General features: G+C 58.3%; 8 protein-coding genes. 6 read left to right on the forward strand and 2 right to left on the reverse strand.

Annotation, left to right across the window (positions count from 1 at the left end; translation table 11 throughout):
- Positions 1–33: 33 nt before the first annotated feature.
- From ACP4CD_RS11535 to ACP4CD_RS11560, 6 genes are all read left to right on the forward strand, one after another.
- On the forward strand, positions 34–2,457 hold the full coding sequence (locus ACP4CD_RS11535; RefSeq protein ID WP_426994634.1) for a Lon protease family protein: 2,424 nt from the start codon (positions 34–36) through the stop codon (positions 2,455–2,457).
- Between the two features lie 240 nt (positions 2,458–2,697).
- Positions 2,698–3,204, forward strand: coding sequence for an RNA polymerase sigma factor (locus tag ACP4CD_RS11540; protein ID WP_064024584.1), 507 nt, complete (start codon positions 2,698–2,700; stop codon positions 3,202–3,204).
- A gap of 61 nt (positions 3,205–3,265) precedes the next feature.
- A complete protein-coding gene (locus ACP4CD_RS11545; RefSeq protein ID WP_426994635.1) occupies positions 3,266–4,240 on the forward strand; it encodes a FecR family protein in 975 nt (324 codons plus the stop codon).
- A 102-nt stretch (positions 4,241–4,342) separates the two neighbouring features.
- Complete coding sequence (locus ACP4CD_RS11550; protein WP_426994636.1) at positions 4,343–6,883, forward strand: TonB-dependent siderophore receptor; 2,541 nt, start codon at positions 4,343–4,345, stop codon at positions 6,881–6,883.
- Between the two features lie 210 nt (positions 6,884–7,093).
- Entirely contained in the window at positions 7,094–8,314 is a 1,221-nt protein-coding gene (locus ACP4CD_RS11555) for a PepSY-associated TM helix domain-containing protein (protein WP_426994637.1), read from the forward strand.
- Between the two features lie 136 nt (positions 8,315–8,450).
- The gene (locus ACP4CD_RS11560) at positions 8,451–10,064 is read left to right on the forward strand and encodes a methyl-accepting chemotaxis protein (protein ID WP_426994638.1); all 1,614 of its coding nucleotides are present in this window, start codon (positions 8,451–8,453) and stop codon (positions 10,062–10,064) included.
- A gap of 166 nt (positions 10,065–10,230) precedes the next feature.
- On the opposite strand, the gene ACP4CD_RS11565 is transcribed toward ACP4CD_RS11560, so the two are convergent.
- Together ACP4CD_RS11565 and ACP4CD_RS11570 are read right to left on the reverse strand one after the other, a co-directional pair.
- Positions 10,231–13,545 carry a DUF2126 domain-containing protein gene (locus tag ACP4CD_RS11565; protein ID WP_281022482.1) on the reverse strand — a complete coding sequence of 1,105 codons (3,315 nt, stop codon included), beginning with the start codon at positions 13,543–13,545 and terminating at the stop codon, positions 10,231–10,233.
- Positions 13,542–14,798: a hypothetical protein gene (locus tag ACP4CD_RS11570; protein ID WP_064024574.1), complete on the reverse strand. Its 1,257-nt coding sequence runs from the start codon at positions 14,796–14,798 to the stop codon at positions 13,542–13,544. Before ACP4CD_RS11570 ends, ACP4CD_RS11565 begins: the two co-directional genes overlap by 4 nt.
- Positions 14,799–14,840: the final 42 nt, after the last annotated feature.

Here is a 14,840-nt window from a genome sequence, read left to right on the forward strand (position 1 = left end):
TAACCCGCGATCTTTCGACAAGGACTTTACCCGATGACCATCCCAGCACTCGCGCCGACCCTGCTTTATAAAGCCTGCAGCCTGGAGGAGTTGCCGTTCGCGACCACCGAGGAACTGGAGGAGTTGGACATCGTCGTCGGCCAGACGCGAGCCCTGGAAGCGATCAAGTTCGGCGTCCGGCTACGCAAGCCCGGCTACAACATCTTCGCGTTGGCACCCGACGGCACCGGCAAGCTGACCATCGTCCGCGAACTGGCTGAACATGAGGCGCATCGCCAGCCGGTCCCGCTGGACTGGTGTTACGTGCACAATTTCGCGCAGCCGTCCAAACCCAAGGCGATCGGCCTGGAGCCCGGTCAGGGTCGAGCCTTTCAGTCGGACATGGCCGAACTGATCGACGAACTGAGCGTGGCGATTCCGGCGGCGTTCGACGGCGACGAATACCGCTCGCGGGCCGGCGAACTGGACAACGAATCGCGCCAGCGCGAACTCAACGTGTTGAACCGAATCCGCGACGACGCCGATCAGGCGCACATCATCTTCACCGAAACGCCGACCGGTTACGCCTTTCTGCCGGCCGACGACAACAACGAACCGCTGACGCCGGAACAATTCGGCAAACTCGACAAGGACAAGCAACGCCACTACCATGACACGGTGATGGGCTTGCAGGAACGGGTACAGGATGCGATCAAACTGTTTCCGCAATGGCGCAAGGAAACCAAGCGCAAGCTGCAAGCCTTGAATCGGGAGATGGCCGAGTTGGCGGTCAATCACTCGATCGACGAGCTGAAGGAAAAATACGCCAAGTGGCAGCCGATTCTGGACTATCTGACCGCGGTGCAAATAGACATCGTAGAGCATGTCCGCGACTTCATGCCGCACGGCGAAAAAACCCTGTCCTTCCTGGAAATACCGCAGGAACCGCAGCCGTTCAAGCGCTATCAGGTCAATCTGATCGTCGATTTCAGTCGCAAACGCTCGGCACCGGTAATTTGCGAGGATTTGCCGAACTACGCCAATCTGATCGGCCGCATCGACCATCAAGCGCAGATGGGTTCGCTAATCACCGATTTCACAATGATCAAGCCCGGCGCGCTGCACAAGGCCAACGGCGGCTATCTGATTCTGGACGCTCGCAAACTGCTGCAACAACCCTACGCTTGGGAAGCGCTGAAACGTACCTTGCAGGCCGGCGAGATACGCATCGAGTCGCTGGAACGGGCGTTGAGCCTGATCAGCACCACCTCGCTGGAACCGCAACCGATTCCGCTGGACGTCAAGATCATTTTGCTCGGCGATCCGATGTTGTATTACCTGCTGGGTTATTACGATCCTGAATTTCAGGACTATTTCAAGGTCGCCGCCGATTTCGAAGGCAGCATGGACCGGCACGGCGACACGCTGGAATACGCTCGCTTGCTGGCGACGATAGCCCGCCGCGAACAGCTGCGGCCATTGAGCCGGCAAGCGGTGGCGCGGGTGATAGAACACAGCGCCCGGCTGGCCGGCGACGCCGATAAGTTGCTGACCCATCTGCGCACGATCAAGGATTTGCTGACCGAGGCCGATTACTGGGCCGGCGAAAACGGCCATACCACCATCGCCAACAGCGACGTACAACAGGCTATCGACCTCAAGACCCGCCGGCTCGACAAGATCCGCGAAAAACTCTACGAAAATATCCAACGCGGCACGTTGATGATCGATACCGACGGCGAGGTGATCGGTCAAATCAACGGTTTGTCGGTGTTGCAAGTCGGCGATTTCGCGTTCGGCCAGCCGTCCCGCATCACCGCGACTACCCGGATGGGCAACGGCAAGATCGTCGACATCGAACGCGAAACCGAACTCGGCGGCCCGCTACACAGCAAGGGCGTGCTGATTTTGTCGCACTTCATCGCCGCCCGTTACGCCCGCGATACGCCGTTCTCGCTGTCGGCCGGCCTGGTGTTCGAACAGTCTTACGGCCATGTCGAGGGCGATAGCGCGTCGCTGGCCGAGCTGTGCGCGATTTTGTCGTCGCTGGCGCAGGTACCGTTACGCCAGGACTTGGCGATGACCGGCTCGATCAACCAGTTGGGCCAGGTGCAGCCCATCGGTGGCGTCAACGAAAAAATCGAGGGCTTCTTCGACATTTGCAACGCCCGCGGCCTGACCGGCACGCAGGGTGTCATCATCCCGGCAGGCAACGTGCCGCATTTGATGCTGCGTTGGGACGTGGTGCATGCCGCCCAAGCCGGCCTGTTTCATATATACCCGGTCGGCGGCGTCGAGCAAGCACTGGCCTTGCTGACCGGAACGGACATCGGCCGCGCCGACGACCAAGGCCGCTATCCGGCGGATAGCTTCAACGGCCGAATCGACGCCCAACTCCAAGCGTTTAGCCGCTCGGTCCAGGCCTTTTCGGGCCGCGAAGCAAGCGACGGCGGCAAGCCTAGAACCGGTATCGATTGAGTCCGAACGCCCTGGGTTCGATAGTGTCCGCCACCTTCGGATCGGCGCCTGAGTGAGGCATATGCCCTAGCGCTGAGGTATATCACACAGTTTTAACCCGAGCTCGAACCACCGAGCCGCTGCTTTGTCGTCATGAGCCGCCCGAAAACGCTGGTCCACCGTACAAACCAACGAATCTGGCACGCATTCCGCTTTGGGATTTGCCACGTTTGGCAACTTGGGATCGGCAGCTGGTCGCGGATGGCATTCTCGGAACACGACATTTATCGAATTTTTATCGACCACCGACCGCGGATTCTTGGCTTTTTGCAACAGCGCCTGCGTTGCCCGGACACCGCCGCCGACCTGATTCAAGACATCTACCTGCGACTACGCTTGCTGAAGCCGCCGCCGAATAGCGAAGGCGAAGTGCGCGCGTGGCTTTACGCGGTGGCGGCCAATCTGTCGATCGATTATCTGCGCGCCGAGAAACGCCATCACGATTTGCTCGACCACTACCTGGGCGGCGCCACCGAAGTCGATGTTTCCGCGTCGCCCGAGCGCAGCGCGCAAGCGCGGGACGACTGGCGGCAAATCGAATCCGCGCTGGCGGAATTGCCCGATTTATGTGCCGACATCTTGTATCTGAGCCGGATCGAAGGGCTGAGCCACGCCGAAATCGCCGCGCGTCTGGGCATTTCCCTGAGCTGGGTGGAGAAGCAATTGGCCCGCGCTCTACTGCAATGCCGCCAAGCCCTGGACACCTAATATGGTTTAGCCCGCGCCGATTCGTTATAGTGATTTCCCTAAACCGTTTGCCCAGCCGCCGATGACCGATACGCCCGAAACTCTCGAAGACCGCGCGCGCCGCACCGCCGTCGAGTGGCACGTACGTCTGACGTCCGGCGCGGTCTCGGCGGAAACCGCCGCCGCGTTCGCCGCCTGGCGCCGGGCGGATGCGGCGCACGAGCAAGCCTATCAAGACATCACCCAACTGTGGCAAGTTCTGCCGGAACCGCTGCTGGCCGATCGCCGGCGACGTCTGGCCTCGGCCAAGCGGCGACGGGCCAGCGGCGTGCTTCGACGCGGTTGGAGCGCTACCGCCGCCGCGTCGCTATTGCTGGCGGCGCTGGCCGGTTTTTATCCGGATTATCTGCAACATCCGCTGGCCGATTACCGCACCCGCATTGGCGAGCAAAGCTCGATCACACTGGCCGACGGCAGCATCGTTCATTTGAATACCGATACCGCGATCGATGTCTCGATCAACGGCAACGAGCGGCGCATCGAGTTGCTGCGCGGCGAAGCCGAATTCGATGTTGCGCACGATGCCAGTCGGCCGTTCCGTGTCGCTACTGGCACCACGACGACCGAGGCCCTGGGCACCCGGTTTATCGTTCGACACGACGGTAAGGCCGGCGCGGTGACACTGCTGCAAGGCAAGGTGCGCAGCAGCCGGCCTTCCGCGCACGGCGCGCAAACCGACAGCGCCACGCTGCAACCCGGCCAGCAATTGGCTTTTGGCACCGGACCGCTCGGCACACCGCAAACCGTGGAATTGAACGGCACGGATGCTTGGCGCCGTGGCAGGCTGCTGATGAATTTCGTGCCATTGAAGCAGGTGATCGCCGAAATCAACCGCTACCGGCGTAGCCAAATCCGGTTGCTGGACGACAAATTGGCAGAGCGGGAAGTCAATATCGCCGTCGATATCCAAAACATCGACGCCTGGCTGACAGCACTGGAACAAACCCTGCCCATCAAAGTGGTACGTGCTGGCCCGCTGATCTTTTTACGATCCTAGCCGGCCGCGAAGCCCTGCGACAATTTGTCGCGGGCTGACTTGTACGGCTTTGTTAGCCGCCAATCGTTCTCAGCTTGAACACATTCACTGAGGACCCAATCCATGAGAAATACAGAAAGCCCGGCCATCGGAACCGACAAAACCCCGCCAGGCCGATCGCGCGGCATCAAGACTTTGTCGCTGTGTTTCAGCCTTGCAGCCCTGGCTCTGCCGTTGCCCAGCCAAGCCGACAGCACCGCCGTCAACGGCGAAACCCGCGCCTTCAGCATCGCCCCGCAACCGCTGTATGCCGCGCTCAGCGCCCTGGCCGAACAATCCGGCGTGCAATTCGTTTACAACTCGGAACTGGTCAAGGGTATCGATTCGCCGGGCGTTAGCGGACTGTATTCATTGGAAGCCGCGTTGACGCGCTTGCTAAAGGGTTCCGGGATAAGCTACCAATTCAATAATGGCAATACCGTGAAATTGGAAAAAATCGCGGTAGCTGAGCCCCTAACGGCTACGACTATGCCGGCGGTGACGGTCACAGGCAAATCCGGCTATGCCGACAGCGATCCTTATAATCCCGACTACAACCGCACCAGCGCCAGCGCCGCCACAAAAACCGATACGCCTATCATGGAAACCCCGGTATCGATTCAGGTAGTGCCCAGGGCAGTGATGAACGATCAAAAAACCACCACCATTAAAGACGCGCTCGAAAACGTCAGCAGCATACGTCCGCAATCGTCCTTGGGCCTGAGTAATGCCTACATCGTTCGTGGTTTTCGGAACGGTCGAGTTTATCGAAATGGTCTGGTCGCCAACGGTTTGGGCATTGGGGAAGGCGCTCAATTCGATTCGGCGAATCTGGAACGTGTCGAAGTACTGAAAGGTCCGGCGGCGGTTTTGTTTGGCCGTATCGAGCCTGGCGGCTTAATTAACCTAGTGACCAAAAAACCTCGCGACGAGGCCTATTACTCGGTGGAGCAGCGTTTCGGCGCGTACGATTTTTATAGAACCGAATGGGATGCCACCGGACCGATGACCAGCGATAAGTCGTTGAGCTATCGTTTTTCCGGCGCTTATCAAAACAATAAATCGTTTCGGGATTTTAATTTCAATGATCGGGTGCTGGTAAATCCCTCTTTGACCTGGCGCCCCAGCGACGCGACGGAAATGTCCCTGGAGCTGGAAGCCTTGCATGAGGATTACCAGGTTGATAGAGGCTTGTTCGCTATCGGCAATCGCCCGGCGCCGATTCCGGTTAGCCGGTCCTTTATCGACCCTAACGATCCGATCGATACTAACTCCAAGGTAAACCTTGGCTTCAATCTAAGCCATGCTTTCAACGATAACTGGACCTTGCGCAATCGGTTCCTGGCTTCGTTTATTTACGATAAAAACACCTCGGTCAAACCCGCCAACAGTTTTACCGTCGAACAGTTTTTCGATCCGAGCACGGGTAATCGCCGCTATGCGCGGAATATATTTTCTCAAACCTCCGACAACGAAACCTATACGACCAATCTGGATTTGACCGGAAAATTCAAATTACTGGGCGTAAATCATCAAACCTTGATTGGCGTCGATTATTTGCGCGCAGTTGGACGCTATCAGTTCTACGGCAACTACCAGGACCCTGTGCCCGGTTTGGAAATTGATATTTATAATCCCCAATACGGTATTGATCCTAGCTATTACGCCAACGCGTTGGCAACCCCTTCGGATGACGGGGCGAATCATTACGTGTTTCGTGATGACTGGTATGGCGCGTACTTTCAGGATCATATTACGCTTTGGGATAAGGTGCATATCTTGGGTGGTGGTCGCTACGACTGGGCGAGAACCGGTTTGGGCATAGGTAATTCGGCTAGTACTGCTGACGCCGCTCTGCCTTCGCGCCGGGATGAAGGTTTCAGCCCACGGGTGGGTGTTCTCTATCAACCCTGGACCTGGGCCAGTATCTACGGCAATTGGACCACGTCTTTCGGGGCCAACAATGGCATAACCGCCACCGGCGCGACGATTAATCCGGAAATCGGCGAACAATTCGAAGCCGGGTTTAAAACCGAGTTTTTCGACCAGCGCCTGTCCACGACACTGGCGTATTACCATTTAACCAAAGAAAACTTGATGACCCGGGATTTCAACAGCCCCGATCCTTTCGCCAGTGCGGCTATCGGCAAAGCCCGCAGTCAAGGTATTGAGTTGGATATGGCCGGACGGCTGACCGATGAGATCAGCATCATCGGCAACTATGCCTTTACCGATGCGCGTATCACCAAAGATTTTTCCGGTCTGCAGGGCCACCGTCTTAACAATGTGCCGGAGCATTCCGGCAGTTTATGGCTCAAATACGATATTCATCACTACGAACCGTTGAACGGTTTGAGTTTTGGCCTGGGTTTGTTTGCCGCGGGACAACGGCAAGGTGACAACGATAATACCTTTGTATTACCCGGCTATGCCCGCTTGGATGCCTTTGCCAGCTACACCTATCAGCTTGGCAAATCCCGCTTGATCACCCAATTTAATGTCCGCAATCTGCTGGATAAAACCTACTACGAATCCACCGATCCTTTTCAAAACGCCCCGCCGCGAGTTGGGATTTACCCTGGTGCGCCACTGACAGCCATGGGTTCGGTACGCTTGGAGTTTTAGTCCGTTTTGGCAAGGCATATTCAACAGCTCAATAAGTCGGGATATACCAGATCGACCTCAATGCAGCCAATCCACTTAACCCAACCGTGACAGATGTGCCGACAAATATTGATCAAATGCCAATCGACGTGGGGATTTTCTTTACTGAGACGTCCTATTGATGACTAGATGCTTTTGCCGTCACGACCAAATTTGTTTTCGACTAAAACCATGGACATCAAAGCCGATAAGTTAGCGACGATACCTCTTCGCCATACTCCAAGCCAACGCCTGACTCGTTTGAAAGCTCGGCGCCAACGCTGGCTGACTGCCCATCTCTGGTTGGGTTTGACCTTGGGGTTTTTGCTGTCGATTTACGGCATCACCGGCAGTATTCTGGTGTTTCATGCGGAAATCGACGAATGGTTGCACACCGAGATGTTAACGGTGCAACCACCGGAGCATGCCGAATATCGACCCTTGGCGGAAATTTTCGAGGTTGGCCGGCAAGCGATGCCGTCAACCGCGAAGCATACCTTCGCCACTTATCCGCGCAACGCGGAGGCAGCGTTCAAATTGAACTTTGCCTTTCCAAACGCCGGAGCCGTTGAACGCTGGCTGGTGGCGGTCGACCCTTACACGGCGCGAGTCACCGGCAAACTACTGCAAGGCCGATCCGACAACTGGCAACCCAACACCTTTATCGGCCTGATGTTCGAACTACATTACGCTCTGCTGATTCCGTCCGAGGACATCAGTACGGTGATCGTCGGCATCTCGGCAGCACTGCTGATTATTTCGACCTTGACCGGCCTGATCGTCTGGTGGCCGCTGACCGGCAAATGGCGGCAAGCACTGACGTTTAAAGCCAAAGCCGGCAAAGTACGCTTCAATTACGATCTGCATAAAATCAGCGGCTTTTACACCTTGCTGGTGATGGTGCCGGTGTTATTTTCCGGGATATATATGGTGCTGCCGCATAACGTGGTGCCAGTGCTGGAGCTGTTTTCGCCGGTAACCTACCGCTATTGGTTTCAATCCGCGGCGCCCAAGCCGGATGCGCCGGCCATCGGCATGGACGAAGCGGTGGCGATCGCATTGAAACAATACCCAACAGGCCGGCCGCACTGGATTTACGGCGCGCCGAATCCAAACCAGACTTACACGGTTTGCCAGGACGGCGTCGATGCGCCCGGTAGCCTATTGGAACGCCGCTGCACGGTGATCGACCGTTACAGCGGTAAGATTCTGGATCTGGACGACCCCAGCCTGCCGACCGCTACGGCCGGGGAAATCTTCACCCATTGGCAATGGCCGCTGCATTCCGGTCAGGCCTTCGGGATGACCGGGCGGATATTGGTGTTTCTCACCGGTTTGGCGTGTCCAACGCTGTTTGTCACCGGCTTCATCCGCTGGCGGCAAAAGCGACGGCCTAAACGCCACCCGAGTTGATTCCCGACACAACGGGAAGTGCCCTCCTCGACGTCCTCATTGCTTCGCCGCCGTCAAACTTGGCTAAACTTATGATCTCCGGTCCAGCCAAGCGGGCCAAGCTCTCATTTTTTCCGTTCAGCCAAGGACAGACGGCATGCGCATCTCGCAAAAACTCATCTTCGCGTTCGTCGCGGTATTCCTATTAACCGCCGTGGTCGGCGGTATCGGCATGGTCGGGCTGAATCGTATTGCCGACACGCTGGAACATACTCACCATGTTTTGTTGCCGCAGATCCGCCACACCGAGGCGATGAAGTCGGCGCTGATCGACTACCGCAACCGGGAAACCCAGCTGCTGCTGACCCGCTCCGCCGACGAGATTGCCGAAACGCTAAACCGGATGAACAAAAATTCGGCCGACTTGCAAAGTCACGAACAAGCCTTGCTACCGCTGCTGACCGGCGCCGACGAAATCGCCCGCCACCGGCTCTACCGGGATAAATTGCAAGCCTATCTGCAAAGCCACCAGCAATTCGAAGCCTTGATCAAAGCAGGCGAATACGAGTCGGCGCTGAGTTATTTTCGCGGCGCCGGCCGCTCCGCGTTTCGCGAGTTGCTGCCGACGATAGACGTCTTGGTCGAAGCCAGTCTAGCCAATGCCGACAAGGCCGAGCAAGACGCCAATACGCTGACCGAGTCCAGCCAAACGCTGACCGTCGCCGTCACGTTGGCCGTGTTGCTGACCGCCATCGGCTTGAACGCCTGGTTGTTCAAAGCCATCGTGCCTCGGCTCAGACATATCGATACGACGACGACGGCAATCGCCGAGCGCCTGGATTTTTCGTTGCGAGCCAACGTCGACAAGCACGACGAAATCGGCGAAACCGCCGACGCGGTGAATCGGGTCGCCGCCGCGATACAAGCGGCGCTACGCGATCTGCTGAACGGTATCGCCGACAACGCCAGCAATGCCGAACGGCTGCTGACGACCGCCGATCTGGCCTCGCAAAGCTCGGAACGCCAGTCGGAAGCCGCCGCCAGCATGGCCGCGACGGTCGAGGAGTTGACGGTTAGCATCAATCAAGTGGCGGAGAACGCCGCTCGCGCTTTCGACCTGGCCCACCAGTCCGGCGATGCCGCCCGCAGCGGCGGCGCTGTCATTGCCGATTCGATCCGGCAGATGCGGGAAATCGCCACACGCATCGAACAGACTTCGATGTCGGTCCAACATCTGGGCGCCGCCTCCGAGGAAATTTCCGGAATTATTCGAGTCATCCGCGACGTCGCCGAACAAACCAATTTGCTGGCGTTGAATGCCGCGATCGAGGCGGCGCGAGCCGGCGAACAAGGCCGCGGTTTCGCGGTGGTGGCCGACGAAGTTCGTAAGCTGGCCGAGCGTACCGCGGTGGCAACCCGCGACATCGGCGTCAAAATCACCGCCATTCAAGCCGGCGTCAAGGATGCCGCGGCCCGAATGACCGAAGCGGTCGAGTTAGTGGAAACCGGCGTCGCCGTCGCCGACGGCGCGGGAAATTCGGTGAAATTGATCACCGAACGCACCCAAGATAGCGAAGCCGAAGCCAATGCGATTTCCAGGGCGATCCGCGAGCAGGGTGAAGCCAGCCAGCAAATCGCGGTGCATGTCGAGCAGATCGCCCGAATGAGCGACGAAAACAGCGATGTGGCCGAACAAACCGCCAAGCTGTCGCGTAATCTGGCCGGCATTGCTACCGCGATGCGCCAGACCGCGCAACGTTTCAAGATTTAGCCGGGCAGAGCGCTGGGATAACGCGAAGCTCGAAACTCAACAGCACCATTTCGCGCCCGATTCAAGACGGCAATCGCGTCACGACCACCGAGGCGCGCCGGTCGGCCGATCCAGCCACCGGATTTCCCTAACCCGCGGCCATTCGGCGCGGGCATGAGAAAACCGATTATCTGGCTTGCCAGCGCAAATCCAACGTAAACGGAAAGTCTTTGTTGATATCCTCCGCCGGCACGTCGAAAGGCGCGACGCTGGGCGTATGGCCGTGTTGCCAGAAACGGCTGACCCGGCGCCCCTCGGCTTCGTAGGCGTTGACCGGCAAGGTCTCGTAACTGCGCCCACCCGGATGGCTGACGTGATAGGTGCAACCGCCGATAGACCGGCCGTTCCAGGTATCGATCAAGTCGAACACCAGCGGTGCTTGCACCCCTATCGTCGGATGCAGCGCCGACGGTGGATTCCAGGCGCGATAGCGGATACCGGCCACCATCTCGCTTTGCTTGCCGGTGGCGCGTAGCGGCACCAAGCGACCGTTGCAAGTCAATGCGTAGCGGTCGCCCATCGTGCCGCTCAGCGTGACTTGCAAGCGCTCGACCGACGAATCGACGTAGCGGGCCGTGCCGGTACTGGTGATTTCCTCGCCCAGCACGTGCCAGGGTTCGATGGCCTGATGCAATTCCAGATGCAAGTCGCCGACGCGTAGCGTGCCGATGCGCGGGAAACGAAACTCCAAAAACGGCGCAAACCATTCGGCCTTGAACTCATAGCCGGCGCTTTGCAAATCGCGCACCACATCCTGAATGTCGGCCGCCACGAAATGCGGCAACATAAAGCGGTCGTGCAATTGGGTACCCCAACGCACCAGCGGCTTTTTGTAGGGTTGACGCCAAAACCAGGCCACCAGCGTTCTCAGCAGCAACATTTGCATCAAGCTCATCCGGGCATGCGGCGGCATTTCGAAGGCGCGCAGCTCCAGCAGACCCAAGCGGCCGGCGTCGGCGCCCGGCGCGTAGAGTTTATCGATACAGAACTCGCTACGGTGGGTGTTGCCGGTCATATCGACCAGCAGATTGCGCAGCAGGCGATCGACCAGCCACGGGGCCATCACCTCGCCGTCCGGCATTTGCTGGAAGGCGATCTCCAGCTCGTACAAGCTGTCGTTGCGGGCCTCGTCAACCCGAGGAGCCTGGCTGGTCGGACCTAGGAACAAGCCGGAAAACAAATAGGACAGCGATGGATGATGTTGCCAATAGGTAATCAAGCTGCGCAGCAAATCCGGCCGGCGCAACATCGGGCTGTCCACCGGCGTGATCCCGCCCAACGTGACGTGATTACCGCCGCCGGTGCCGGTGTGACGGCCGTCCAGCATGAATTTTTCAGTGCCGAGCCGAGTCAGCCGAGCTTGTTCGTAAAGCGAAGTGGTGTTGAACACCAGTTCCTTCCAATTGGCGGCCGGATGAATATTGACCTCGATGACACCCGGATCGGGGGTTACCGGCAAGCGCAACAAGCGCAAATCGTGCGGCGGTTGGTAGCCCTCGATAACGACCGGCATTTTCAGCGCGGCGGCGGCGGCTTCGACCGAGGCAACGATATCCAGATAATGCTCAAGCTCCTGGGTCGGCGGCAGGAACACATAGAGCCGGCCCTCGCGAGCTTCAACCGTTAATGCGGTGTGCGGCGTCCAGCCGCCGGCGTGCGGAGCGCGGTCGTCGGCCGACGCCATTTCGTTCGGGTGCAGCGGATCTTGTTTGACCGTCTTGCTGTAGCGGCGGCTGACTTCGGAATCGATGTCGCCGAGCGGCGGCACCGCGTCGTACAAGCTGCGTTCGATCAACGGATCGCGATCGGCCGCCGCCACCCAAGGCAGACTATTCAACGGCAAACGCAGACCCATCGCCGAATCGCCAGGCACCAGAAACATGTCGCCACGTCTGAACCGCCAGGGACTGCTGCACCATACACCGGCGCGGTAATCCCAGTACAACGGCAACGCGTAACCGGCCGGCGCGCCCAGATCGTTGGACAACACCTTGACCAAGCGTTGCCGCTCCAGATCGTCCTTCAAATCGGCATGGCTGAAATCGATATTCTCCGGCAACAATCCTTCGTGCAGCAGGTAGTACAACGGATCTTCGTAACCCGGCAGGATGCAATCGCCGCGCAGACCCAAGCGTTTCGCCAATTCGCGGATAAAAGCGTCGGCCTGCTCGCGACCGTAACCGTAGTCCTTGGTTTCATCGGCGAACAGCGCCGGATTTTTCCATACCGGCACACCGTCCTTACGCCAGAAGCAGGCCATTTGCCAGCGCGGCAACGGTTCGCCCGGATACCATTTGCCCTGCCCGAAATATAACATGCCCCCCGGTGCGAATACCTCGCGCAAACGCCGGAGCAGTTTGCCGGCCAGCTTGCGCTTCTCGGGACCGTCGGCGGCGGTGTTCCATTCCGGCGCGTCCATGTTGTCGATGGACACGAAGGTCGGTTCGCCGCCCATCGTCAAGCGGACGTCGCCGAGACTCAATTCGGCATCGACCTTTTCACCGAGCAGATCGATCTCCTCCCATTGCCGGTCGGTATAGGGTTTGGTCACGCGCGGGTCTTCGTAGATACGGCTGACCCGGTTGGAAAACTCGAACGACGTTTCCGCCTTGCCGATGAAGCCGCCGCTGACCGGCGCCGCGCTGACGTAGTCGGCGGTACAGGCCAGCGGAATATGGCCCTCGCCGGCAAATAGGCCGGAGGTCGGATCCAGACCGATCCAGCCGGCGCCGGGGATGTACACCTCGGTCCAGGCGTGCAGATCGGTGAAGTCTTCTTCGGTGCCGGACGGTCCGTCCAGCGCCTTGACGTCGGCGGTCAACTGCACCAGATAACCGGACACAAAGCGCGCCGCCAATCCCATATGCCGCAACACCTGCACCAACAGCCAGCCCGAATCCCGACAAGAACCTACTTTACGCTCCAGGGTTTCCTCGCAGGTCTGCACGCCGGGTTCCATCCGGATCGAATACGTCACAGCCTTGTGCACGGCTTGATTGATATCGACCAGAAAATCGACGACGCCGCGTTCGCGCCGATCCAAGGTTTTCAGAAATTTGCCCAACAACGGACCGTCGTCCTTGACTTCCAAATACGGCGCCAATTCCTTGGCCAATTGTTCGGGATAGCCGAACGGGTATTTTTCGGCGTATTCCTCCAGGAAAAAGTCGAACGGATTGATCACCGTCATTTCGGCGATCAGATCGACTTCGATCGAGAATTCGCGAGTTTTTTCCGGGAACACCAGTCTGGCCAGGTAGTTGCCGAACGGGTCTTGTTGCCAGTTAATGAAGTGCTTGTCCGGCTTGATGGTCAGCGAATAGGCGCTGATCGGCGTCCGCGAATGCGCGGCCGGCCGCAGCCGCAGTACGTGCGGACTGAGCTGTATCGATTGGTCGTAGCGGTAACAGGTCTTGTGATTGATCGCGACTTTGATGCTCATGGAGTTACCACTGGGTTGGCGGCTTCGCTTTCCGCTTGCAGCAGCCGCAGATTTTCCTCGACGCCGGCGGCATGGGTCAGCTCGGCGACGTTTTGTTTGGTGAAAAAGCCGTCGAAATCGCCGAAGCGCTGCACGTATTCGACAATCAGAGACGAGTGTTCCGAGGCGCTGGAAAAAATCTGCTTCAAGCCTTCCTCGCGCGAGCCGATCACGTCGAGCAAAAAGTCCTTGCCCTTGGCGCGAATCGCATCGACCACGTAGTCGATGTTGGCCCGGCCGCCGGTATCGCCGTCGGCGACGCCGAGCGCCACGTGATGTAGGCGCGGCCCGTAATTGCGGACGAAATTTTCGGTTGGCGAAGGCAGACCGACCAAATGATTGACGAAATAGGGTTGATTGGCGGCGGTAAACACCTTGGCCGGACTAAAACTCTCCTCGGCATAGTGTATGCTTTTGGTGACGTTGGTCGACGAGTTCTGGTTGGCGATATCGTAAGAACCCCAATAGAAGTAACTAGACAAGGTCAGATACTCCAGGATTGCCACTTCGCGATTCTGGCTGTATACCCGAGTCGCCAGATGGTCGATGGGCTGAATCAGCCGCTCCAGACCCAGCTCGGCCTGCATTTCCTTGGCTTCCAGATAGCCGCGATTGACGTCGTCGCGAATGATACTGTTACCTAATGCGTAGACTCGCAGATCTTCGGGCGGCCGTTCCCAGTAGCCGACGATATTGTGGGTGTATGGCGAGGGCTTGACGATGGCCATGTTGCCGGGCAAACCCAGCTTACGGATCTGGTCCTGGTTAAAGAAGCGAATCTCCCGCGACTTTTGCTGTTCGACCACCTCGTGCAGGTTGCTGACCCGAAACACTTCGCCCATGTAGCGCGAATTGGGTTTGTGGGCGCCGATCGGGTAGACCTCGTTCAAGGCCCGAAAAATATCGCCGCGCCCCGCATCGCGCACTTCGCGGACCAGCAGATCCGGCGAATTCATGTCGATACGCAAAATATGGGTCCAATGCGATTCGGTTTCCAAGGTCACCAAATAATGGTACGGCGTCATCAGCGCCAGTTCGCTGACATAGGCGGCCGAACAACCCGGCTCGACGGTAATCATCATCGCGTCGATCTCGCGGATCATCTCGGTCAGGCCGGTGCGGTCGCGGTTTTCCAACAGTTTGACCAGAAATTCGTCGAACCAGGCGGAATTGGCTTTGTCGCCGTGCCTGGGGTGGATCAGTGAATTGATCATCCAATTTCCTCGTGAGTGTAACTATCCATTAACCGAACCGGT

It is taken from the genome of Methylomonas stagni (assembly GCF_050154735.1).
Lineage (GTDB): Bacteria > Pseudomonadota > Gammaproteobacteria > Methylococcales > Methylomonadaceae > Methylomonas > Methylomonas koyamae_A.

Bases quoted from the DNA above. Each gene is read 5' to 3' on its own strand.
- ACP4CD_RS11535 (WP_426994634.1), top strand. From the start codon at position 34: ATGACCATCCCAGCACTCGCGCCGACCCTGCTTTATAAAGCCTGCAGC.
- ACP4CD_RS11540 (WP_064024584.1), top strand. From the start codon at position 2,698: ATGGCATTCTCGGAACACGACATTTATCGAATTTTTATCGACCACCGA.
- ACP4CD_RS11545 (WP_426994635.1), top strand. From the start codon at position 3,266: ATGACCGATACGCCCGAAACTCTCGAAGACCGCGCGCGCCGCACCGCC.
- ACP4CD_RS11550 (WP_426994636.1), top strand. From the start codon at position 4,343: ATGAGAAATACAGAAAGCCCGGCCATCGGAACCGACAAAACCCCGCCA.
- ACP4CD_RS11555 (WP_426994637.1), top strand. From the start codon at position 7,094: ATGGACATCAAAGCCGATAAGTTAGCGACGATACCTCTTCGCCATACT.
- ACP4CD_RS11560 (WP_426994638.1), top strand. From the start codon at position 8,451: ATGCGCATCTCGCAAAAACTCATCTTCGCGTTCGTCGCGGTATTCCTA.
- ACP4CD_RS11565 (WP_281022482.1), bottom strand. From the start codon at position 13,545: ATGAGCATCAAAGTCGCGATCAATCACAAGACCTGTTACCGCTACGAC.
- ACP4CD_RS11570 (WP_064024574.1), bottom strand. From the start codon at position 14,798: ATGATCAATTCACTGATCCACCCCAGGCACGGCGACAAAGCCAATTCC.